At 69.7% G+C, this 23,706-nt stretch carries 15 protein-coding genes; 7 read left to right on the forward strand and 8 right to left on the reverse strand.

Going from position 1 to position 23,706, the window contains the following annotated elements:
* Positions 1 to 48 precede the first annotated feature (48 nt).
* Both NQ204_RS15190 and NQ204_RS15195 read right to left on the reverse strand, forming a co-directional pair.
* Positions 49 to 798, reverse strand: a complete 750-nt coding sequence (locus NQ204_RS15190) for an MlaE family lipid ABC transporter permease subunit (RefSeq protein WP_079224408.1) — start codon at positions 796 to 798, stop codon at positions 49 to 51.
* Entirely contained in the window at positions 798 to 1,586 is a 789-nt protein-coding gene (locus tag NQ204_RS15195) for an ABC transporter ATP-binding protein (RefSeq protein WP_116864899.1), read from the reverse strand. The genes NQ204_RS15190 and NQ204_RS15195 overlap by 1 nt, the downstream gene beginning before the upstream one ends.
* A 212-nt stretch (positions 1,587 to 1,798) precedes the next feature.
* Here NQ204_RS15195 and recC point away from each other — a divergent pair, with 212 nt between their 5' ends.
* The 3 genes from recC to recD are packed head-to-tail and all read left to right on the forward strand — an operon-like array spanning position 1,799 to position 10,637.
* Entirely contained in the window at positions 1,799 to 5,140 is a 3,342-nt protein-coding gene (recC, locus tag NQ204_RS15200) for an exodeoxyribonuclease V subunit gamma (RefSeq protein ID WP_116864897.1), read from the forward strand.
* Entirely contained in the window at positions 5,137 to 8,775 is a 3,639-nt protein-coding gene (gene recB, locus NQ204_RS15205) for an exodeoxyribonuclease V subunit beta (protein ID WP_256644316.1), read from the forward strand. The genes recC and recB overlap by 4 nt, the downstream gene beginning before the upstream one ends.
* Positions 8,772 to 10,637 carry an exodeoxyribonuclease V subunit alpha gene (recD, locus tag NQ204_RS15210; protein WP_256644317.1) on the forward strand — a complete coding sequence of 622 codons (1,866 nt, stop codon included), beginning with the start codon at positions 8,772 to 8,774 and terminating at the stop codon, positions 10,635 to 10,637. The genes recB and recD overlap by 4 nt, the downstream gene beginning before the upstream one ends.
* A gap of 345 nt (positions 10,638 to 10,982) precedes the next feature.
* Here the strand turns inward: recD and NQ204_RS15215 are convergent, their stop codons facing one another.
* The 6 genes from NQ204_RS15215 to NQ204_RS15240 all read right to left on the reverse strand — a co-directional run bounded on the left by NQ204_RS15215 (position 10,983) and on the right by NQ204_RS15240 (position 16,672).
* Positions 10,983 to 11,381 (reverse strand): hypothetical protein, encoded by a 399-nt coding sequence (locus NQ204_RS15215; protein ID WP_256644318.1) that lies wholly within the window; start codon positions 11,379 to 11,381, stop codon positions 10,983 to 10,985.
* Positions 11,382 to 11,475: 94 nt separating this feature from the next.
* On the reverse strand, positions 11,476 to 13,515 hold the full coding sequence (locus tag NQ204_RS15220; protein WP_116865377.1) for an FUSC family protein: 2,040 nt from the start codon (positions 13,513 to 13,515) through the stop codon (positions 11,476 to 11,478).
* 3 nt (positions 13,516 to 13,518) lie between these two features.
* Positions 13,519 to 14,988 carry an efflux transporter outer membrane subunit gene (locus NQ204_RS15225; RefSeq protein WP_256644319.1) on the reverse strand — a complete coding sequence of 490 codons (1,470 nt, stop codon included), beginning with the start codon at positions 14,986 to 14,988 and terminating at the stop codon, positions 13,519 to 13,521.
* Positions 14,985 to 15,902: an efflux RND transporter periplasmic adaptor subunit gene (locus NQ204_RS15230; protein WP_165835761.1), complete on the reverse strand. Its 918-nt coding sequence runs from the start codon at positions 15,900 to 15,902 to the stop codon at positions 14,985 to 14,987. The genes NQ204_RS15225 and NQ204_RS15230 overlap by 4 nt, the downstream gene beginning before the upstream one ends.
* On the reverse strand, positions 15,899 to 16,108 hold the full coding sequence (locus tag NQ204_RS15235) for a DUF1656 domain-containing protein (RefSeq protein ID WP_256644320.1): 210 nt from the start codon (positions 16,106 to 16,108) through the stop codon (positions 15,899 to 15,901). The genes NQ204_RS15230 and NQ204_RS15235 overlap by 4 nt, the downstream gene beginning before the upstream one ends.
* A gap of 108 nt (positions 16,109 to 16,216) precedes the next feature.
* The gene (locus NQ204_RS15240; RefSeq protein WP_108770529.1) at positions 16,217 to 16,672 is read right to left on the reverse strand and encodes a MarR family winged helix-turn-helix transcriptional regulator; all 456 of its coding nucleotides are present in this window, start codon (positions 16,670 to 16,672) and stop codon (positions 16,217 to 16,219) included.
* Positions 16,673 to 17,345: 673 nt separating this feature from the next.
* On the opposite strand from NQ204_RS15240, the gene folE reads away from it, so the two are divergent.
* The 4 genes from folE to NQ204_RS15260 all read left to right on the forward strand — a co-directional run bounded on the left by folE (position 17,346) and on the right by NQ204_RS15260 (position 23,624).
* Positions 17,346 to 17,957: a GTP cyclohydrolase I FolE gene (gene folE, locus NQ204_RS15245; RefSeq protein ID WP_079224393.1), complete on the forward strand. Its 612-nt coding sequence runs from the start codon at positions 17,346 to 17,348 to the stop codon at positions 17,955 to 17,957.
* A 112-nt stretch (positions 17,958 to 18,069) separates the two neighbouring features.
* Positions 18,070 to 19,539 (forward strand): DUF3375 domain-containing protein, encoded by a 1,470-nt coding sequence (locus NQ204_RS15250; protein ID WP_256644321.1) that lies wholly within the window; start codon positions 18,070 to 18,072, stop codon positions 19,537 to 19,539.
* Positions 19,526 to 20,227, forward strand: coding sequence for a DUF4194 domain-containing protein (locus NQ204_RS15255; protein ID WP_116864647.1), 702 nt, complete (start codon positions 19,526 to 19,528; stop codon positions 20,225 to 20,227). The genes NQ204_RS15250 and NQ204_RS15255 overlap by 14 nt, the downstream gene beginning before the upstream one ends.
* Before the next feature lie 16 nt (positions 20,228 to 20,243).
* Entirely contained in the window at positions 20,244 to 23,624 is a 3,381-nt protein-coding gene (locus NQ204_RS15260; protein WP_256644322.1) for an ATP-binding protein, read from the forward strand.
* Positions 23,625 to 23,706: the final 82 nt, after the last annotated feature.

Consider the following 23,706-nt stretch of genomic DNA (forward strand, 5'->3'; position numbering starts at 1 on the left):
TGATCGAGTCGTGGTGGCCGCGCGCGCTGCGCACCGCCGGAGGAGGGGTTAGGTGAACAACATTGCCGACAGCACGAAGTTGAACATCAGCACCAGCAGCGAGGCGTTGACCACCGCACGGGTGGTGGCCACCGACGTACCTTCGATGGTCGGCTCGGCGTGGAAACCGACGTAGGACGCGACCAGCGCGGCGGTGCCGCCGAAGATCGCCGACTTCAGCATCGCCACGCCGAAGTCATCCCAGAAGTCCACGCTGTTGCGCAGCGCCGACCAGAACACGCCATTGTCCAGGCCCAGCACGTGCACCGCTTCGAAATAGCTGGCACTGATGGCCAACGAACAGAAAATGCCGGTCAGCAGCGGCACGGTCAGCACCGCCGCCCAGAAGCGCGGGGCCACGGCCTTGGCGACCGGGTCGATGGCCATCAGCTCCAGCGCCTTGATCTGGTCGGTGGCACGCATCAGGCCCAGTTCGGCGGCGATCGAGCTGCCGGCGCGGCCGATGAACAGCAGCGCGGTCAGCACCGGTGCCAGCTCGCGGTACAGCGACAGGCCGAGCAGGGTCGACAGCGCGTCGGCCGCACCGAAGGTCGTCAGTGTGCGGTAGCCCTGCAGGGTCAGCACCAGGCCGACGAAGGCACCGCCGACGGCGATGATCGGCAGCGAACGCGCGCCGATCTTGTAGATCTCGCGGGTCAGCTCGGCGAGGAAATCACGCGTGGGCAGCGAACCGCGCAGCACGGTCAGCGAGAACAGGCCGGCGCGGCCCAGCGAACGGGTGGCTTGCACGAACGGCATCAGGCAACCCTCGCGCGCGGCGCGGCATCGAACGGAATGGGACCATCGGGCTGGCCGTGCAGGAACTGCCGCAGCAGCGGGTCCTCGCTTGACTGCAGCGCTTCGGGCGTGCCCTGGAACACGATGCCGCCATTGGCAATGGCGATCACCTGGTCGCAGATCGGCAGGGTCTCGTGCACGTGGTGGCTGACGATGATGCTGGTCAGGCCCAAGCTGTGGTTGAGGCGCTGGATCAGGCTCATGATGACCCCCGAGGCGATCGGGTCCAGCCCGGTCAGCGGCTCGTCGTAGATCATCAGCGGCGGGTCCAGGGCCAGCGCGCGGGCCAGTGCCACGCGGCGCGCCATGCCGCCGGACAGCTCGCGCGGCCAGGCATCGGCGGCGGCCAGCAGGCCCACCGCGTGCAGCTTCATCTGCACCAGCCGGCGCAGCACCGCCGCCGGCAGGCGGGTATGGGTGCGCAGGGGCAGGGCGACGTTCTCGGCCACGGTGAGGTCGGTCAGCAGGCCATTGCCCTGCAGCAGCACGCCCACGCTCTTGCGCATTTCCAGCAGCGCGCCGCTGTCATGCGGGATCGGCTTGCCGAACAGGGTGACCTCGCCGGCAACCGGGCGCAGTTCGCCGGTCAGTGCGGCCAGCAGGGTCGACTTGCCGCTGCCGGACGGGCCGAGCACGGCGGTGATGCTGCCCTGCGGAACCTGCAGGGAAACGTCACGCAGGATCGTGCGTCCGCTCCGGTCGATGCGGACGTTGGACAACTGCACCAGACTGGAGGCGGAAGCCGACATGGGCACCATTAACGTTTTTTAGACATCGAAGGGTGGGGTCAGCCGGCTGAACATAAGCAGACTGGACGGTCCAGTATTGTGGCACGTCGCGGCCGCTGGCAGGCCGGGACAATTTCCGGCGGCGCCGGAACAATCCATCGCAGCGCTCGCTGCGCGCCCCAGTGACGTGCGTCACCATTGAATACTGCCGGGCGTCCTGCACACTGTGCACGATGACCGACCCGTTCAGCGACTTCCGCCTCTACCACTCCAACTCGTTGGACGTGCTGGCCGCCCTGCTGGCCCGCAACGTGCGCACTCCGGTGCCGGGGCAGCCGCTGCTGGCGCCGGAGGTGGTGCTGATCCCGCAGGTGGCGATGCGTCGCTGGCTGCAGGCGACACTGGCGGCCGAATACGGGGTCGCCGCCAACCTCGAGTTCCTCACCCCGGGTGAGTTCGTCGCGCGGGCGCTCAACGCCAATGTCGATGGCGAAACCGACGACCTGGACGCTGCCGGCCTGCACTGGAAGCTGTACCAGGCGCTTCGCGACCCCGCGCTGCTGGCGCAGCCACCGATGCGTGCGCTGCAGGCCTATCTTGCCGGGGGTGACGCCCTGAAGCCGTGGGCGCTGGCCGGCGAGCTGGCCTCGGTGTTCGAGAAATACCAGGCCTGGCGCCGCGACTGGCTGCTGCGCTGGGATGCCGGCGCCGACCCGGCCGACCCGCAGGCGATCCTGTGGCGTGCCATTTCCGCAGGACGCGGCTACCGCGCGCGCCGCATCCAGGACTACCTGGACCGTTTCGAGGGCCCGGACAAGCCCAAGCCAAACGGCCTGCCGCCGCGCCTGTCGGCGTTCGCCACGCTGAACATCTCGCCCGACGTCCTGCGGGTGATGGCCACCCAGGCCCGGGTCGGCGAGCTGCACTTCTACATGCCGACCCCGGTGCAGTCGTACTGGGGTGACCTGCAGACCCTGGCCGAGCGCCTGCGCAGCGGCGCACCCGATCCCTTTGGCGAAGCTGCGGGCGAGAACCGCCTGCTGGAAGCCTGGGGGGCGGCCGGCCGCGACTTCATGGCCGTGCTGGGCAGTTACGAAGTGGTGCACCCGGCGGGTGAGATCGCCGCGTACTCGGATCCCGAAGACGACACCCGCCCGACCCTGGCCGAGGGCGGGCTGGCCGACAGCCTGCTGCACCGCCTGCAGCGCGACCTGTTCCACCGCCGCGCGCTGCCCTCGGGCGAGCTGCGCGAGGAACCGCGCAGTGACGACCCCAGCCTGCAGGTGCATGCCTGCCACACCCGCCTGCGCGAACTGCAGGTGCTGCACGACCAGCTGCGCAGCCTGCTGCAGGACCCGCGCTTCGACCCGCCGCTGCAGGCCCGCGAGATCGCGGTGCTGGCACCGGACATCGATCCCTACGTGCCGTACCTGGAAGCTGTGTTCGGCGGCCGTGGCGGCGACGAGGAACATATTCCCTATGCGCTGGCCGACAGCAGCCCGCTGGCGGGCGAGCCGCTGGCCGATGTGTTCGTGCACCTGCTGTCGCTGCCGGTATCGCGGTTCGGCCTGAACGAGATCCTCGACCTGCTGGCCAGCGCGCCGCTGGCCGAGGCGGCCGGGCTGGAGGCGGTGGACTTCGACCGCCTGCATGGCTGGCTGCAGCAGGCCGGTGCGCGCTGGGGCATCGATGCCAACCATCGCGGCCAGCTGCAGGCACCGCGCGACGACGCCTACACCTGGCAGTTCGCGCTGGACCGCCTGCTGCTGGGCCACGCCACCGGCAGCGATGTCGACCTGGCCGGCGTGGCACCATGGATCGAGCTGGAAGGCGGCGCGCTGGACGCGCTGGACCGGCTGCTGCGCCTGCTGCGCGTGCTGGCGGTGTACCAGCGTCGCCTCGGCGAGACCTTGACCCCGGCGCAGTGGCGGCAGCGCCTGCTGTCCCTGCTTGATGCGCTGCTGCCGGAGGCGCCCAGTTCGCCCAACAGCCAGCGCGCGCTGGAGCGCCTGCGCAAGCTGCTCAACCAGTTCGCCGACGACGCCCGCAAGGCCGGCTTCGAGGATGGCGTACCGCCGGAGGTGGTGCGTGCGCACTTCGCCGGCGCGCTGTCCGAGGCCGATACGCGTGCGCCGCTGCTGACCGGCGGCATCAGCTTCGGCCGCATGGTGCCGATGCGCCTGCTGCCGTTCCGGGTGATCTGCGTGCTCGGCCTCAACGATGGCGACTTCCCGCGCCGCGATCCGGCGGCTGGCTTGAACCAGCTGACCGCCGAGCTGGACACGCCTCGCCGTCGCCCGGGGGACCGCTCCACCCGCGAGGATGACCGCTTCCTGTTCCTGCAGCTGTTTGCCGCCGCGCAGGACGTGTTCTATCTGAGCTATCTCGGCGCCGACCCGCGCGATGGCAGCGTGCGCGAACCCTCGGTGCTGGTCAGCGAGCTGATCGACGCCGCCGCCGAATACCACCAGGCGCCGGACGCGGCCAAGCGTGCGTTCACCGTGCGCCACGCGCTGCAGCCGTTCTCGCCCGCCGCCTTCGGTGAAGGCGACCCGCGTCGTTTCAGCTACCGCCGCCAGTGGCACCCGGCCGCCGGGCGCATGGCCGGCCAGCGCGGCGGACTGCAGCCGTGGTTCGACGCCGCGCTGCCGCCACCTCTGGATGACGCGGTGGAAGAAGAGGTGGCCCTGGACACGCTGCGCCGCTTCCTGTGCGACCCGGCCGGTCAGTTCCTGGCCCAGGCGCTGGGCCTGCGCCTGGCCGACGATGTCGAGGAGGTGGACGACCTGGAGCCACTGGTGCTGTCCTCGCGCGGGCCGGAAAAACGCAGCGTGCAGGCCGCGGTGGTACGCGCCACCCTCAGCGGTGATGTCGAGCCGCTCTACCCGCGCCTGCGCGCCCGTGGCCTGCTGCCGTCGGGTGCGCTGGGTGAGCGCCAGTTCGAAGCCGAACAGCTCAAGACCCGACCCTACGCCAGCGCGATGCTGGGCTGGATGCAGGGGCAGCCGCTGGAAAGCCGCCGCTACGAAGTGGAGATCGACGGCGTGCGCCTGCACGGCCGCGTCGCCGACCGCCATCCTGAAGGCCTGATGCGCCTGCGCGCCGGCACGCTCAACGGCAACGCAGTGATCCGCCAGGGCCTGGACTGGCTGCTGGCCAATGCGGCCGGCGATGCGCTGCCGCTGGTGCAGTTCCACGATGGTGGTGATGCCGGCCCCGGCCCGCACATCCAGCCTGCACCGGGCGCGGCGGCCGCACGCAGTGCACTGCGCGCGCTGCTGCAGCTGCGCCAGCGCGGTCTGCGCGAGCCGCTGCGCTTCGCGCCATATACCGGCTGGGTGCTGTTCACCGCACCGGTGGAAAAACAACGCAGCGAAGGCTGGAAGCAGTGGCACGGCAGCGACCGCAGCTGGGGCGAAGCCAACAGCGATGCCTGGCAGCTGCTGCTGCGCGGCGCCGATCCCTTCGCCGATGACGACAGTTACGCCGACCTGCTGCGCAACAGCCAGGTGGTATTCCGCGCGGTGCGCGACGGGCGTGGTCCGGGTGGCACCGGCAAGGAGGCCGACGCATGAGCACCCCCGTGGATCCCTACCTGCTACTGCCACTGCAGGGCATCGGTCTGATCGAAGCCAGCGCTGGTACCGGCAAGACCTTCACCCTGGCCACGCTGTTCACCCGCCTGGTGGTGGAACAGGGCTTGCGCATCGGCCAGATCCTGGCGGTGACCTTCACCGATGCCGCCACCCAGGAGCTGCGCAAGCGCATCCGCGAGCGCCTGGCCTTGGCTGCGCGCCTGGTCGACCTGCCGCCGGCCGACGACGAGGCGCCCGATGCGCTGCTGACCCGGCAGGTGCTGCAGCGCCACCTCGACGAAGGTAGCGAAAGCGCTGCCGCGCTGAAGCGCCGCCTGCAGGTGGCCGCCGACGAGATCGACCTGGCCTCGATCTTCACCATCCATGGTTTCTGCACCCGTGTTCTGCGCGAACATGCGCTGGAAAGCGGGCACACCTTCGATCCGCCGGAACTGCTGGCCAGCGACCGCGAGCTGCTGGAGGAACTGGCCGCTGATCTGTGGCGCGTGCATGCCAACGACCCGGCCACGCTGGAGCCACTGCTCTGGCTGTGGTCGAACCCCGATGCGCTGGCCTCGGACCTGCGCGCGCTGCTGGGCTCACCACCGCTGTACCCGCGCCCGCAGCTGCTGGCGGTGGATGACCCGCGCCCGGCGTTGCAGGCCGCGGCAGCGGACCTGTCGATGGCCGTGCGCGAGCACGGCGAGCAGTTCTTCCTCGATCTGTGCGAGGCGGTGGACAACAAGTGGATCAACGGCGTTTCCTACAAGCTGGGCTGGCTGCACCCGCTGGGCCGGCAGCTGCTGGCCTGGGCCGCGCGCGACGATGCCGGCGAGCCGCTGAGCAGCGACCGCCTGCCGGCGCTGCTGGCGGATGCGCTGGTGTCCAAGACCAACAAGAAGTTCGCTGACCGCACGCCATCCTCGCCGCTGCAGGCACCGCTGGAGCGCTACGTGGCGTTGCTGGCCCAGCGCGAGCAGTGGCTGCGCGCGGCCGCGCTGAACTTCCTGCACAGCCTGCGCGAAGAAGCCACGCAGCGTCTGGCCATGCTCAAGCGCACGCGCCGGGTGCAGACCTACGACGACCTGATCGACGGCGTGGCGCAGGCGCTGGAGGGTTCGCAGCGGCTGGAGCTGGTGCGCAAGCTACGCCTGCAGTACCGTATCGCCCTGGTCGATGAGTTCCAGGACACCGACGATCGCCAGTGGGGCATCTTCCACACCGTGTTCGGCGATTCGCCGGAAGTGCGGGAACTCGGTCTGCCGCCGGCGCTGTTCCTGATCGGCGACCCGAAGCAGGCGATCTACGGCTTCCGTGGCGGTGACATCCACACCTATCTGAAGGCCAAGCAGGCCGCGCGGCCGGCACCGCCGCTGGACCAGAACTTCCGTTCGCGACCTTCGGTGCTGCGCGCGCTGCAGGCGCTGTACGACAACGGTGGCGAAGACGCTTTCCTGGAAGCCGGCATCGGCTTCGAGCCGGTCCGCCCCGGTGGCGTGCGTACGGATGAAGACTACCTGCGCGACGGCGCCGCGGCCCCGGCACTGACCCTGCGCGTGCTGCGCAGCGAAGGCGACAAGGCGATGAGCGCCGACGCCTCGCGTGCCGCCGCGACCCAGGCCTGCGTCGCCGCCATCCACCAGACCCTGCTGGATGCGCGTGCCGGTACCGCCGTCCTGCGCGGCCGCCCGGTGCAGCCCGGTGATATCGCCGTACTGGTGCGCTCGCACCGCGAGGCGACGCTGGTGCAGCGCGCGCTGGCGGCGGTGGGCATTCCGGCGGTGGCGGCGGGCAAGCAGAGCCTGTTCTCCACCAGCGAGGCACGCGACCTGCGCGCGCTGCTGCTGGCCCTGCTGCAACCGGCTGACGAAGGTCGCCTGCGTGCGGCGCTGGCAACGGTGCTGCTCGGCCAGCGGGCCAGTGCGATTGCCAACATGGAACGCGAGGGTGACCTGCAGCGCGCGTTCCAGGCGCAGCTGCTGCATTGGCGCGAGCGCTGGCAGCGCGGTGGCCCGTTCGCCGTGGTGGCAGATGTCTGCGCCGCACAGGGCGAACGCCTGTTGGCGCTGATCGATGGCGAGCGCCGGCTGACCAACTACCTCCAGCTGGGCGAACTGCTGCAGGAAGCCTCCGCGCAGGCCCTGGGCATGCATGGCCTGCTGGACTGGCTGCAGGGGCAGATGGCCAATGCCGACCAGAACGACGAGCAGCAGCTGCTGCGCCTGGAATCGGACGCGCGCCGCGTGCAGATCATCACCCTGCACAAGAGCAAGGGCCTGGAATACCCGCTGGTCTACCTGCCGTTCGTTGGCATCGACGGTGGAGCGCCGAACAACGCCGCGCACTGCACCGTGCACGTGGACGGCGAACGCCAGCTGCACTGGAAGCTGGACAAGGACGAGGCCTGGGAAGCAGCCAGCGGCCAGCGCGAACGCGAGCAGCGCGCCGAGGATGCGCGCCTGCTGTACGTGGGCCTGACCCGCGCCGAGCATGCGCTGTGGATCGCCATCGGCGATCTCGCCGGGCTCGGCAAGACCCGTCTGGCGCCGCTGCTGGGTGACCTGCAGGCGCTGCATCCGCACACCGATGTGCACATCGACGACAGCGAGCCTGTGCTGCGGCTGCCGCAGCTGCCGGTCGAACAGGATGGCGAACCGCCGGCCGTGCGCAGCCTGACCCGGCGCGTACCGCACGACTGGTGGGTGTACAGCTTCACCCAGCTGGCGCATGCCGATGCCGGTGACGACGTCGAAGCGGCGGCCACCGAACTGCCGGCACCGGCCGCCGACGAACCGGCGGGTGCGGAACTGCCGCTGGAACCGGCCCTGCCCGAACCCGCAGCTGCCGACGCCGCACCCCTGGACCCACGCTTCATGGGCAGCCGTTTCGGCAACGTCCTGCACGAAGCGCTGGAAAACGTTGACTTCGCCGCTTGGGGCGGCTGGACAGCCGACCAGCCCGCGCCGGAAGGGCAGGCCGACCTGCTGCGCAAAGCGCTGCACGACGAAGGCTACGCCGACGAGGACCTGGACGATGGCGTGGCGGTGCTGGTGCCGCTGGTAGGCCATACGCTCACCGTCGCGCTTCCCGAAGGCGGTGCCCTGCACAGCCTGGGCGAGGGCGACCGCCGCGCAGAAATCGAATTCCACTTCGCCATCGAACCGACCGCCGTGCCCGCGCTGCTGCAGCTGCTGCACGCGCACGGCATTTCCAGCGCGCGCCGCGGCTTTGGCCTGCGCCGCCGGCTGGAAGGGCTGATGACCGGCAAGATCGACCTCACCTACGTGCGCGATGGGCGCTGGTACGTGCTCGACTACAAATCCAACCGGCTGCCGGGCTACAGCCCGGACCTGCTGCAGATCGCCATGCGCCACAGCGAATACGACCTGCAGGCGCTGATCTACACCGTGGCCCTGCACCGTTGGCTGCGCTTCCGCCTGGGTCGCAGTTACGACTACGCGCGTGACATGGGCGGCATCCGCTACCTGTTCTGCCGTGGCCTGGATGGCAACGGCAATGGCGTGCACGAGGACCACTTCGCGCCAGAGCTGGTGGATGGACTGGACGCGCTGTTCGCCGGGGGCGACGCCGCCCATGCCGACCTGGTCGCGCGTGCCCTTGGAGCCAGCGCATGAGCACCACCCTGTTGCAGCAGCTGTACCGCGGTGGCCACCTGCGCACCCTCGACCACGCCTTGGCCACCAGCCTGCGGCGGCTGCGCGAGGACACCCCCGATGCCGTGGCGGTTGCTGCCGCGCTGGCCTCGCTGGCGGTGTCGCAGGGCCACGCCGCCTTCGATCCGTCACAGCCGCAGCGCCTGCTGGAAGGCTTCCAGGCCTGGCCCGCACCCGCGCAGTGGCTGGCCCAGCTGCAGGCATCGCCGTGGGTGGCGCAGCCGGCGGATCCCGAGGCGGCCGCCGATGAGGCACCGCTGGTGCTGGAAAACGGCCTGCTGTACCTGCGCCGTTACCGCGAATACGAGCGGCAGCTGGCCGCCGGCCTGCAGCGCATCGGCCGGCACCCGTTGCCGGCGCCGGACATGGCGGCGCTGGCGCCGTTGTTCGCGCGCCTGTTCCCCGCTGCCGCCACCCAGCAAGACCACCAGGCGCGCGCCGCCGGCGTGACCCTGCGCCACCCGTTGGCGCTGGTCACTGGCGGCCCTGGTACCGGCAAGACCACCACCATCGCGCGCCTGTTGCTGCTGCTGGCCGCGCAGGCCCTGCACGCCGGCGAACCGCTGCCGCAGGTGGCGCTGGCCGCGCCGACCGGGCGCGCCGCCGAGCGCATGGCTGAAAGCCTGCGCCTGGCCGTGCAGCGCCTGCAGGAAGAAGGCCTGGACCCGGCGCTGTGCGCGGCGCTGCCGAGCACCGGCACCACCCTGCATCGCCTGCTCGGTGTCATTCCCGACTCGCCGCGCTTCCGCCACCACGCCGACAACCCGTTGCCGGTGGACGTGGTGGTGGTGGACGAAGCCTCGATGATCGACCTGCCGCTGATGGCCAAGCTGGTCGATGCCGTCGCCAGCGGCACGCGGCTGATTCTGCTGGGTGACCCGGACCAGCTGCCCTCGGTGGAAGCAGGCGACGTGCTCAGCGCCATCCTGCGTGCCAGCGGCGATGGCAGCGGTACCCGTGCCGATGACGCGCAGGCCCTGCATGGACTGCTGGCCGCGCCGACCCTGCAGCCGCAGGCTGCGCCGCGCGCCTTCGCCGGCCGTCGCGTGCAGCTGCAGCGCGGCTACCGGCAGAGCGACGCCCTGCAGCTGGCGCCATTGGCGCAGGCGGTGCGCGAAGGTGATAGCGGCACCGCGCTGGCCCTGCTGCGCAGCGGCAGCCTGTCCGGGGTCAGCTTCCACGAGAACGACGCCGACCCGCTGCGTGGCCAGCGCGACCACCTGCTTTCGCACTGGCGCACGCTGGCCGAGGCCGAAGACCCGGGCCGTGCGCTGCAGCAGGCCGGCCGCCTGCGCGTGCTGACCGCCCTGCGCGAAGGCCCACAGGGAGCACGCGGGCTCAACAGCCGCATCGAACAGCTGCTGGCCGGCAACACTCCCGGCTACTTCCAGGGCCGCCTGCTGCTGGTGACCGAAAACAGCTACCGCCATCGCCTGTTCAACGGTGACATCGGCATCTGCCTGCGCGACACCAGCGGCGCGATGGTGGCCTGGTTCCCCGGCGACACCGCCGATCAGCCCCGCGCCTTCCACCCGGCCGCACTGCCCGCGCACGAGAGCGCGTTCGCGATGACCGTGCACAAGGCACAGGGCTCGGAGTTCGATGAAGTGTGGCTGCAGCTGCCACGGCAGGACAGCCGCGTACTGTCGCGCGAACTGGTCTACACCGGCCTCACCCGTGCGCGCCAGCGCCTGCATGTGGCCGGCAGCGAAGAGGTGCTGGTGGCCGCGTTGAAGCGGCATGCGAGCCGCCTGGGCGGCCTGGCTTGGCGGCTGGGCGCCGAAGCGGGCTCGGATCCCGTTCCCGACGGGAACGGGCTCTGACCCCCATCCACGCATGGCGTGGACCTACCGGCAACTGCGGCTGTTGGTAGGTGTCGACCGTTGGTCGACACACCTGTCAGACATCGATATCCGACCCCGTGCCGACCAACGGTCGGCACCCACCAAAGCAGAGCGCCGTTCCAACAGACGGCAGGAAATTGTCGAAGGCGGGGTGGGTCCGGTTGCGGGGGCGTGAGCGCCATGGATGGGGCGACCGAGCTTACAGGGACGTACTTGCAGCGTCCCCCGCAACCGGACCCACCCCGCCGTCCCACGGATAGCCCGCTGTTGCTTCGGCTTCGGCTTGAAGCTTCTGCAGGTGCAGGGCGCAGCCCTGCCGCCCCCTCACTCCGCGATCAACACCAGCCCATCCGGGAACACGATCGCCGCTTCATCCGCACTCAGATCGAAGAACCCCACGCCGTGCTTCTCGGCCAGGTCCTGCACGCGCCCGTGCGCGCGCTCCGCCACCGAATAGGCGAATGCGGCGTAGATCACCTCGCGGCCGATACTGTAGTCGGTCAGCCCGGGACGGTCGTCGTCATCGTTGCTCAGCGGGCCGCTCATCGGCGGGAACTCCTGCACCATCTCTGCGAACCACGCCTGCAGCACCGGGCTGCTCACTGCCGGATCGTCATAGTCGTGGTTCTCGCCCCACTCGGCCTGCTTATCGAACCAGGCGATGAAGGCCGCCGCTTCGCGTGGCGCAGCGCTGGCCTCGAACACCATCATGTCGTAACTCATTGAACCGTCCTGTTGTCGGAGCGAAAGGCCGCCGGGCATGGCCCGGCGCTACCGGGTAGCGATGGTAGCGCCGGGCCGTGCCCGGCGGATCGCATCACACCGACGGTGCTTCGGCGTCCGCCAACCCCGGAGCCAACGCCTTCGCCTCGGGGAACAGCGCGAAGCGCAGGCCGATCAGTCCCATCAGCGCCTCGTCGCGCGCCTTGCAGGCGCCTACGCCACCGACCCGGCCCAGCGACGTGTCCAGGCGCTCGCGCAGTGCTTCGGCGGCGGCAATCGGCCGGCGTGCGGCAATCTGCCGACGGTAGTGTGCGGCAATCTCTTCCAGGATGTGCTCGACCGCCTCGCGGCTGCGCTCCGGCAGGTCCAGGCGGGCACGGCGCAGCTGCAGGATGTTCAGGCCGATGCGTGCCTCGTTGAGCATGTCCACCGAGGCGATGTCGCTGCCTTCCGGCGTCGCTGCCAGGCGCGGGGCGAGCAGGCCCAGCAGGTCCAGCATGCGTGCGGCGAAGCGCTGGCGGTCCTGCTGGCCGCGCCCTTCGGCGGCCTCGGCCAGCGTGGTCCAGCCCTGCCGCACCAGCCGGCGCGCGGTCCACTCGGCACCCACCGAACGGAACAGGCGGGTCATCACCACCGCGAAGCCAATGCCGATGAACATTGCGATGGACGAGTTGAGGAAGCTCTGGATGTTGGCGCTGTAGGTGTTCTGAAGGCTCAGCAGCGCGGCCAGGTTCACCGTCAGCGGCAGCGCGAACAGCGCGCTCTTGGGGTGGTGCAGCAGCAGGCCCAGCGGCAGGAACGCCACCGCCAGCACCAGTGCCAGCAGGCCGAAGTCATGCACGGCCGGGAACACGCCGAACAGGTACACGCCGGCCACCAGCGAAGCGACGATGGCCCAGACCAGGAACGAGACCATGCTCGGTGCCGGGTCGTCCTGTGCGGCGAAGAACGCGGCCGTCACCGCCGCCATCATCGCGCCGTTGCCGCCACCCTCCCAACCCAGGCCGATCCACAGCACGCAGTAGCTCATCAACGCCACGCCGGCGCTGAGCGCGGAGAACAGCGCCATGCCGTAGTCGACGTGCTTGTCGGTGGCCACCCGCTCGGTACGGATGCGGTAATGGGCGCGGTCCAGCGGCGCGGTGCCGTGGTCGATCGCGTGCTGCAGGGTGCGGCAGTCCTGCCACAGGTCCACCAGCTCCTCCAGGCGCAGCAGCAGGCTGGCCAGCTGCAGGTGCTGCAGGTCGCTGTCCACCTGCGGCTTCAGCGCGCTGATGCGCGCACGCAGGCGGGCGTAGTCGCTGGCACTGGCGGGCGTATCGATCCAGTCGTGGATGTCATCGACCAGCGCCGGCAGGCCCTCGGGCAGCGTCTGTCCCTCGCTGCGCAGCGCGCTCAGGCGGTCGGCAATCGACGACAGCACCGGCAGCAACAGCAGCATGCGCTCGCGCAGGCGTTCCATCGAAACCGCAGAACCCGCATGGCGCGGATCATCGCGGCGCAGGAACTCGATGAGGGCTTCGAACTGCACCAGGTCGGCGGCCAGCCGGTTGCGCGGGGCGTGGGCGCGGCCACGCTCGAGGATCTGCCGGCACCACTGCGCGGCATCCTCCATCCAGTTGCCGATGCGGGTGCGCAGCATCGGCTGCACCGAGGCCGGGAACAGCAGCGACGCGGCCAGCACCGCCACCACCGTGCCGAGGATGATCTCCTCGCTGCGCGCCACCACCGTGTCGAAGATGGTTTCCGGCGAGGTCACCGCCGGGAAGCCGATGAAGGCGGTGGTGTAGCCGGCCAGCAGGAACGCGTAGCCGCGCGGGCCACGGTTGAGCAGGGCCAGAAACAGGCAGCCCGCCAGCCAGATCGACATCGCCGCGCTCAGCACCATCGGCGTTTCCACCAGCGCCGGCAGCACCAGCAGGGTGGCCAGGCCGGCCACAAGGGTGCCGACGATGCGGTACACGCCCTTGGCCCGGGTCGGGCCCAGCAGTGGCTGGCTGACGATGTACACCGTGCCCATCGCCCAGTACGGGCGCGACAGGTTGCCGGCCATGGCGATGTACAGCGCGGCCACCGCGGCCAGGTAGGTCTTGATCGAGAACAGCCACGCCTGGCGGTCGGTCAGCGCGTTCATGGCTTACTTCGCCGTGGCCTGCGCGGTGGCCGGGGCCGCCGCCGCGACCGTGGTCTGCCAGCCGCCACCCAGCACCAGGAACAGATGGATCTGGTCGCGCGAGACCTGCGCCTCGGCCGCGGCCAGGGTGGCATCACTGGTCACCAGGCTGCGGTCGGCATCCAGGCTGGACAGGTACGGGGTGCGCCCGGCCTGGTACAGCCGGCGGTTCTGCTCGGCGGCCAGCGCGGCCTGCTGCTGGGCTTCGCGCAGCGACTGCAGGCGGCGCAGGTCCTGCGCGTAGCGGTCCAGCGCGGTCTGCGTCTCGCGCAGGGCCTGCAGCACCGCATGGTCGAACTCGGCCAGCGCGGCGTCGGCACCGGCCTCGGCGGCGTGGATGCGGGCGTGGGTGCCCGAGGACGGCAGCGTCCACGAGATCAGCGGGCCGATCGACCACTGCTGGGTCATCGGCTGGCCGAAGTCCTCCAGCAGGCCGGCGGCACCCAGCGAGGCACCCAGACGGATGTCCGGGTACAGCTCGGCGGTGGCCACGCCGATGCGTGCGGTGGCCGAGGCCAGCTTGCGCTCGGCCTGGCGGATGTCGGGGCGACGCTGCAGCAGGGCGCGGCCATCACCCACCGGCAGCGGCTGGGCCAGGCGCGGCGCGTCGGCGCAGTCGATCACGCCGGCCGGCAGCTGGCCGGGGGTCTGCCCCAGCAGCGCGGCCAGCGAATAGGCGGCGGCCGAACGCTGCGCGCGCAGCGGCGGCAGTGCGGCTTCCAGCAGGGCGACCTGCGCGTTGGCGCGGGCCAGCTCCGGCGGCGTGCCGCGGCCGGCATTGATCAGGCGCTGGGTGACCGAGCGGCTGCGCTGCTGCAGCTGCAGCGAATGCTCGGCCACGTGCAGTTCGTGGTTGGCGTGGCAGATTTCCAGGTAGCTGTCGGCCACCTCGGCCACCACGCTCACCTGCGCCAGGTCGCGTGCGGCGGCCACCGATTGCTCGTCGGCGCGGGCCGCTTCGGCACCGCGCTTGAGCTTGCCGAACAGGTCGAACTGGTAGCTGACCGCGAACTTGCCGTCGGCCAGGTTGATCACCGGCAGCTCGTGTTCCTGCAGGAAGGCTTCGGCCGACAGCTGCGCACGGCTGACGCCGGCTTCGGCTTCGTACTCGAAGCCACCGGCATCCATCGCCTGTTCGTACACGGCGGCGGCGCGGCGCAGGTGTGCATCGGCGGCCTTCAGTTCGACGTTGTCACGCAGCGCCTGGGTGATCAGGCCATCCAGCACCGGATCGTTGTACAGCGACCACCAGCGGTCGGGAAGCGCCTGGTTGGCGGCGACGTCCGGGTTCTGGGTGTCGATGAAGGCGGCATTGGCCTCCGGGCGCTTGAAGGCCGAGCCTTCCGGCAGGGCGTAATCCGGGCCGACGGTCCTGCAGGCCGCCAGGCTGGCCAGCGCAACGATCAGGCCGAGGCGGGGCAAGGTGGTGTTCACAGGCCCGCCTGTGTCGGCGTGGTGCCGGCCTTGCCTGGGTGCTTCATGCTGTTGGTTTCGACGGTCACCGTGGCGGTACGGCCGGCGATCAGTTCCACGCCCTGAGGCACGTCATCGATGGCGATGCGCACCGGGATGCGCTGCGCCAGCCGCACCCAGTCGAAGGCCGGGGTCACGTTCGGCAGCAGGGTGCTGCCGTTGCTGCGGTAGCGGTCCTCGATGCCGGCGGCAATGCTTTCGACGTGGCCGCGCAGCGCGGTCGATTCGCCCATCAGGCGGATGTCCACGGCCTGCCCCGGGGCCACGCCGCGCAGGCGGGTTTCCTCGAAGTAGCCATCGATGCGGAACGAGCCGGTATCCAGCAGCGCCAGCACCGGCTTGCCGGCCACCACGTAGTCGCCCACGCGCATGGTGCGGTCGTTGACCCGGCCGTCGGCCGGTGCGTGCACTTCGGTGCGGGCCAGGTTCAGATCAGCCAGGTCGACCGCCGCCTGGGCGGTGGCCAGCGACGCCTGCGCGGCCTGCAGCTTGGCGCGGCGCACTTCGGCGTCCTCGGCGGCCACCAGGTCCTGCAGGCTGCGGTCACGGCCGATTTCGCGGCGCAGCTGCGTCACCGAGGCCTGGCGCTCGGCCAGGCTGGCCTTGGCCTGTTCCAGCGCGATGCGGTAGCGCGCGCGGTCGATCACGAACAGCACGTCGCCCTTCTTCACCGCCTGGTTGTCGGCCACGTTCACCGATTCCACCAGGCCGGACACATCGGGGGCCACCTGCACCACGTCGGCGCCGACATGGGCATCGCGGGTCCACGGCTCATCCATGTAATAGATCCACAGCTGGCGCAGGACCAGCAGGGCCACGATCACCGCCGCGCTGGTCAGCAGTATGGGAAGGGTCTTCTTCACGATCTTGTTCACGATTGCATCCAACGCAGGAGGTGGAACAGCAGGCCCAGCACGATCCCGTACAGCGCCAGGTTGAACAGCGCCGGATGCCAGACATGGCGGTAGGCACCGGCACGCTGCAGCAGCGCGTGCAGGCCGCTGTTGATCAGGTAGGCCAACAACATCAACCCGAGCAGGGTCGGGACGAACACTCCGTGGAGACTGAATTCACCGGGCATCGGTAGGGGGGCGAGATGGTGGAGGGGAGGGCAACACACAGGACAACGGCAACGGGCAAAAGCCGCTGGCGCCTGCACGGCAGCGGCGGTGTTTCAAGGACAACGCGCTTACGTGATGCGGTCGGCCGCCTCGGCCAGCAGGCGCCATGCCTTCAGCACGGCCTGCAGTTCATCCATGGAAAGTTCACCGAACACGTCCTGGCGCAGGCCGATGAGCTGTTCCTCCAGCTCGCGCACCAGCGCCTGTCCCTCGTCGGTCAGCCACAGCAGGTTGGCGCGGCGGTCGCTGGCGTCGCTTTCGCGGCGGACCAGGTCGCTGGCGCACAGCTTGTCCAGCAGGCGTACCAGGGAGGGGCCTTCCATGCCCAGCTGCTGGGCCAGTGCCACCTGGCGGATACCGCCGCCGGAGCGGCCGATCATCAACAGGGGCATGGTGCAGGCGGTGGAGATGCCGTAGCTGCCGAGCCGGCTGTCGGCCAGGCGCTGCCACTGACGTCCCGCATAGAGCAGGCCGGAGCTGAGCTGCATCTGCAGCCGGGTGCGGTCGTCGAGGGGTCGGTCCATAAGAGATAGATAGGGTACTACTAATTTGATTCCTATCAATAGTTTTTGCTGAATGGGTGATTGGGGTGGGTGTACTGAGGAAAGCGTTGCGCGTGCTGGTTGTCGGTGGGGCTGCGGGGTCCGGCCTGGCCGCTGGCGGCTGGGCGTTCGGGCGCTTGCGAGGCATGCCTCGCGAGCAAAGCGCCCTCGCCCTTGGGAGCTCGGCCGCGGCATCCATGCCGCGGACGGTCCTGCCCCGCCCGGCCCCCGCTGCCCTCCCATCACCCCGCGAGCGCGGTGGGTTGGCTCCTTGAAGGCAGGAGCGGTAGCGCCGGGCCATGCGCGGCGAGCGCAGCGGCGGCACAAACAGCCGCCGGGCATGGCCCGGCGCTACCAGAGCACCCACCACAGCAGCGGCGCGCGGTGCTTCCGAAGCCTGCTTTCGGGCGGTCCGGCCGCGCCCGCAGGAAACTGTCCGGGAGGGGGAGGGGAGCTGCGCAGGACCGTTGGCGCCATGGATGGCGCCATCGAGTCCCCAGGGATGGGTTCACGGCGTGTCCTGCGCAGTCCCCTCTCCCCCTCCAGCCCAGTACCAGACAAGGCGCCCGAAAGACCCCCGATGAACCCGACCCACAGGACGACCCACCCCGCGGTCGGGTACGATGCTCGCCCCCCGTTCGGGACGCTGTACGCAATGAGCAAGAACAACGAAAAGGCCGCCCCGCAGGGCGATGTGACCCAGGACCAGGCCGAGGATGCGGTACGCACCCTGCTGCGCTGGGCCGGCGAGGACCCGTCCCGTGAAGGACTGCTGGATACCCCGCGCCGTGTCGCCGAAGCCTATGGCGATTGGTTCAGCGGCTACCGCGACGACCCGCGCGCCTACATGGAGCGGACCTTCGAGGAAGTGGCCGGCTACGACGAACTGATCGTCCTGCGCGACATCGAGTACGAAAGCCACTGCGAACACCACATGGCGCCGATCATCGGCCGCGTGCACGTCGGCTACCTGCCGGCCGGCAAGGTGGTGGGCATCAGCAAGCTGGCCCGCGTGGTCGAAGCCTACGCCCGCCGCTTCCAGGTGCAGGAAAAGATGACCGCGCAGATCGCCCAGTGCATCCAGGATGTGCTGCAGCCGATCGGCGTCGGCGTGGTCGTGGAAGGCGCCCACGAATGCATGACCACCCGCGGCATCCATAAGCGCGGCGTCAGCATGGTCACCTCCAAGATGCTGGGCAGCTTCCGCGACGACGCGCGTACCCGCGCCGAGTTCCTGCGCTTCATCGAAGTGGGCGGCAGGCGCTGAGCCGCTTGCCCGCACCGCGCCGGCCCCGCGTGGCCGGCACGTCCACGGCTGCCCCCGCGGCGGCCGTGCTTGGCTGCCCGCAGCCTTCTGCGTCCATGACTCCCTTCGCTGCATGAAGCACCGCGAACGTATTGCCCGCTACCGCCATCTGCGCGAACAGCCCCAGTGGAAGCTGCTTGCCGCCGACCACGCCCCGGAAATCATCGGCCTGCTGCAGGGCCTGCTGATGGACGGCGAGCGCACGTTGCCGTCCTCGGTACTGAACGAGCGCCTGCAACGCGCGCTGGACCAGCTGGCCGGCGACGAACTGTCGCGCGAGCTGCCGCGTACCGCCCAGGCCTACATCGCCCACTGGCTGGCCCAGGGCTGGCTGGAACGCCGCCTGCCCGAAGGTGCCGACCAGGAGCAGTACGAACTGTCGACCCAGGCGCTGCAGGCGATCCGTTTCGCCGACAGCCTGGAGCAGGCCCGCGTGGCCGCCACCGAAAGCCGCCTGGCCCTGGTCATCGAGCAGCTCTCGGCGCTGGCCGCGCAGACCGAAGCCGATCCGGATGCGCGCCTGTCGGCGCTGCACGACGAGCGCGACCGCATCGATGCCGAGATCGCCCGCGTCGGCGCTGGCCGCGTGGTCGCCCTCGACGGCAAGCGCGCGCTGGAACGCACCCGCCAGATCATCGGCCTGGCCGACGAACTGACCGAGGACTTCCGCCGCGTGCGCGATGACTTCGAGCAGCTCAACCGCGATTTCCGCGAACGCATCATCGACGATGAAGGCGAGCGCGGCGACGTGCTGTCGCAGTTGTTCGAAGGCGTCGACGTCATCGGCGAAAGCGATGCCGGCCGCAGCTTCCAGGCGTTCTGGCGCCTGCTCAACGATGCCGAACAGAGCGCCCAGCTCGACGCCGCGCTGGAGGCCGTGCTCGCGCGCGGCTTCGCCCGTCGCCTGGACCGCAACGAACGCAACTTCCTGCGCGGCTTCACCAGCACCATGCTGGAACGCGGCGGCCAGGTGCACGACGTGCTGCAGAACTTCGCGCGCAGCCTGCGCGGCTTCGTGCAGAGCCGTGGCTACCTGGAACAGCGCCGCCTCAACCAGCTGCTGAAGCAGGCGCAGTCCGAAGCCCTGGCCCTGCGCGATGATTTCCCCGCCCAGCGCAGCATCGGCCTCGACCTGCAGCTGACCACCAGCCGCCTGCGCTCGTGGTCGCAGTGGAAGCTGCACGACCCGCGCAGCGCGCAGGTCGATGGCAACGTCGAATACAACGATGCGGCCGCCATCAGCCTGGAAAGCGTGGGCGACCTGGTGGCCTCGTCGGAAATCGACTTCCGTACCCTGCGCCGCGACCTGCACGAACTGCTGGACGCGCAGCCGCGCCTGAGCATCGCCGAAGCCCTCGCCCAGCGCGAAGCGCCGCAGGGCCTGGGCAGCGTCATCGGCTACCTGTCGCTGGGCACGCGCTTCGGCAACGTGGTCGCCGGCGAGCAGGAGCTTGCGCAATGGCGCGGCGGCGACGGCCAGGTGCGCCGCGCACGTATTCCGCTGGTTTGGTTCACCCAGGAGAGACGCCATGAGCTGGCATGAAGATCCCATCGAAGCAGCGGCGCCCGACCTGGTCGAAGACGCCTACGAGGCCGAACCGGCACCGGTTGCCGCACCGCCGCGCCGTGGCAACGACGTCTATTACATGGGCGATACCGGCCGCCTGCCGCTGGATGCGCGCCGCGCGCTGTGCCAGCTGCTGATCGGCCCCAGCATCGACCAGCTGCGCCACGCCAAGCTGTGGCCGGCGCTGATCCGCAGCGAAGCCGCGATCCGCTCGGCACTGGCCGACCTGTTCCTGGAACTGGTGCTGGACCGTGACAGCGGCGTGGCCTTCACCCGCCAGGCCGACACCGAAGACGTCGACGCGCCGGTGCTGCTGCGCACCTCGCCGCTGACCTTCATCGATTCGGTGCTGCTGCTGTACCTGCGCCAGCAGCTCGCCGAGGCCGATGCGCGCGGCAACCGCGCCGTCGTCGCCGACGCCGAGATGGCCGAAGCGCTGGCCATCTACGAGAAGAACCTGTCCACCGACCGCGCCGGCTTCAACCGCCGCGTCGCCTCGGCCGTGCAGAAGATGAAGGACAACCACATCCTGACCCGCCTTGGCGGCCAGGAAGACCGCCACGAAGTCTCGCCGGCGCTGAAGCTGATGTTCTCCGCCGAAGACGTGTCCCAGCTTTCGGCGGTGTACCGCCAGCTGCGCGAAACCCCGGCTGCAGAAGCCTGAGAGTCCCGAGCACCGCATGGCCATTTCCAAGCACACTCCCGCCCTGTTCAATGAAGGCCTGCCGGACCCGCGCCTGCAGCAGTTCCGCATGCGCCGCCTGCAGGTGCACAACTGGGGCACCTTCAACGGCCTGACCGAAGTGCCGATCGCCGAGCGCGGCTTCCTGTTCGTCGGCCGTTCCGGCTCGGGCAAGTCGACCCTGCTCGATGCGATGTCCGCGCTGCTGACGCCGCCGGCCATCGTCGACTTCAACGCCGCCGCGCGTGAAGCCGAGCGCAGTGGCCGCGACCGCAACCTGGTGTCCTACGTGCGTGGCGCATGGGCCGACCAGCAGGACAGCGGCACCGGCGAGATCGCCACCCAGTACCTGCGCAAGGGCGCGACCTGGACCGCCTTGGTGCTGGAATACCGCGCCGGCGATGGCCGAGTTGTGTGCCTGGTACGCCTGCTGTGGATCTCCGGCAACGGCACCTCGGCCGGCGACGTGCGCAAGCACTACATGATCGCCGAGCGCCCGTTCGACATCGCCAAGGACCTCGGCGGCTTCGACCTGGACCTGCGCAAGCTGAAGCAGAAGCTGGCCGACATCCACCACTTCGATACGTTCTCCGGCTACGCCGAGCGCTTCCGCCACCTGCTGGGCATCGACAACGAGATGGCGCTGCGCCTGCTGCACAAGACGCAGTCGGCGAAGAACCTGGGCGACCTCAACGTCTTCCTGCGCGACTTCATGCTGGACACGCCGCGCACTTTCGATGCCGCCGAGCGCCTGGTCAGTGATTTCGCCGAACTCGATGGCGCGCACCAGGCGGTGGTCACCGCGCGTCGCCAGGTGGAAACCCTGCTGCCGGCGCGCGCGCACTACACCGAACTGAAGCACATGCATCGCCAGCGCGGCGATGACGAGACCCTCAAGCTGGGCATCGACAGCTTCCGCGAAAGCCGTCGCCAGCTGCTGATCGAAGCGCGCCTGCGCGAGATGGACGTGCGCGACCGTGGCCTGCTGGGCGAAGAAGCCCAGCGCCGCGCGGCGCTGGACAACCACACCGAACGCCTGGCCGAGCTGGAACTGCAGCGCCGCCAGCAGGGCGGTGAGCGCATCGAGGAACTGGAACGCGAGCAGGGCCGCGCCGAAGCCGAGCGCGACCGCCGCCTGGCCAAGCAGGCGCAGGCCCGCGAGGCCGCGCGCCACCTGCAGGCCGAGCTGCCGGAAGACGCGCACGGCTTCTCCGAACTGGTCGAACGCGCGCAGAACGAACTGCAGGACCGCCAGCGCGCTTCGGCGGCGCTGGACGATGCGATCAGCGAACGGCTGGGCGGCAAGCGCGATGACGAACGTCGCTTCGGCGAAGTGCGTGGCGAACTGGAAGCGATGCAGCGCACGCCGTCCAGCATTCCCGCACCGATGCAGAAGCTGCGCGCACGCCTGGCCGAGGAAACCGGCATTTCTGAAGCCTCGCTGCCTTTCGTGGGCGAACTGATCCAGGTCCGTACCGAGGAGCAGAACTGGCAGGGCGCCATCGAGCGCGTGCTGGGCGGCTTCGCGCAGTCGCTGCTGGTGGACGACAAGCACTACAACGAGGTAGCCGGCTGGGTGAACCGCACCCACCTCGGCATGCGTTTCACCTACTACCGCGTGCGTCGCAACGACGATGCGTTCGCCCGCGAGCCGTCCGCGCGTTCGCTGCTGCACAAGCTGGAACTGCGCGACCACGCCTTCGAAGGCTGGCTGCGCCGCGAGTTGGGCAAGCGCTTCGACTACGAATGCGTCGATGCCAAGCAGCTGCGCAACGTCGACCGCGGCATCACCCGCGAAGGCCAGGTCAAGCATCCGGGCGACCGCTTCGAGAAGGATGACCGCAGCGCGGTAAACGACCGTCGCCGCTGGATCCTGGGCTTCAACAACCGCGACAAGCTGGTGGTGTTCGAGCGCGAAGCGCAGGAACTGGCCAAGCGCATCGCCAGCTGCGATACCGATATCGCCAGCCTGCGCGGCCAACGTGACCGCGACAACGAACGCCGCCTGGCCTGCCACGAGCTGATCGGCATCCAGTGGAACGAGATCGACGTGGCCGCACCGCAGCAGCGCCTGGCCGACATCGAAGCCACCCTGCGCGACCTGCGCGAAGGCAACGCCGACCTGGCCCGCCTGGCCAAGCAGATCGACGCCGTGCGCGCCGATATCGAGCAGGCCCGCCGTACCTATGAAGACACCCGCGTCGAGCGCGGCCAGCTGGTGCGCGAACGCGACCGCCTGGACCGTGCCCGCCAGCAGAGCCGCGCCCTGGTGCTGCCGGCGCTGGCCGAAGACCAGGAAGCGGGCCTGGCCGAGCGCCTGCAGGAGCAGGGTCCGCTCAGCCTGGAAACGCTTGAGGCGCACATGCGGCAGGTCAGCAACGCGCTGAACGAACAGCTGTCGTCATCGCAGCAGGACGTCAACCGTGTCGAGAACCTGCTGCTGGGCTGCTTCCGCCGCTTCATCCAGCAGTGGCCGGAGGAATCGGGCGACTTCACCGTGTCGGTGGCCTCGGCCGAGGATTTCCTCGCCCGCTTGGAGCGCCTGGAACGCGATGGCCTGCCGCAGCATGAAGAGCGCTTCTTCGACCTGCTGCAGAACCAGAGCAAGAACAACCTGCTGGCCCTGCAGCGCCACAGCGCCGAGGCCCGCAAGTCGATCGGCCAGCGCCTGGACGAGGTCAACGCCAGCCTGGAACAGGTGCCGTTCAACCGCGGCACCCTGCTGACCATCGAGCTGAGCGACCGCCGCCTGCCGGAAGTGGGTGAGTTCCACCTGCAGCTGCGCGAGGTGCTGTCGCAGCAGCAGACCGAACAGCGCGAGCTGGCCGAATCGCAGTTCACCGTGCTGCGCCAGCTGGTCAACCGCCTCGGCTCGCAGGAAGGCGAGGACAAGCGCTGGCGCGAACTGGTGCTGGACGTGCGCATGCACGTCGAGTTCATCGGCGTGGAGCTGGATGCGCAGACGCGCCAGCAGGTCGAGATCTACCGCAGCGGCGCCGGCAAGTCCGGTGGCCAGCGGCAGAAGCTGGCCACCACCTGCCTGGCCGCGGCACTGCGCTACCAGCTCGGCGGCGCCGACAGCCAGCTGCCCAGCTATGCCGCCGTCGTGCTCGACGAGGCCTTCGACAAGGCCGACAACGAGTTCACCGCGCTGGCGATGAACATCTTCGACAACTTCGGTTTCCAGATGGTGGTCGCCACCCCGCTGAAGTCGGTGATGACGCTGGAACCGTTCATCGGTGGCGCCTGCTTCGTCGAGATCAGCGGCCGCCATGATTCGGGCGTCCTGCTCATCGAGTACGACGAAGAAGGCAAGCGCCTGAAGCTGCCCGAGCGCAGCCGCCAGCAGGCCAACGAACCGGAAGAAGCCGAGGCCTGACCGCCCTCCCTGTAGAGCCGAGCCATGCTCGGCTGCTCTGCGCGACCGGCAACAGCGTGCCAACCAAGGTTGGCACCTACCA

It is taken from the genome of Stenotrophomonas testudinis, assembly GCF_024499815.1.
GTDB lineage: Bacteria > Pseudomonadota > Gammaproteobacteria > Xanthomonadales > Xanthomonadaceae > Stenotrophomonas.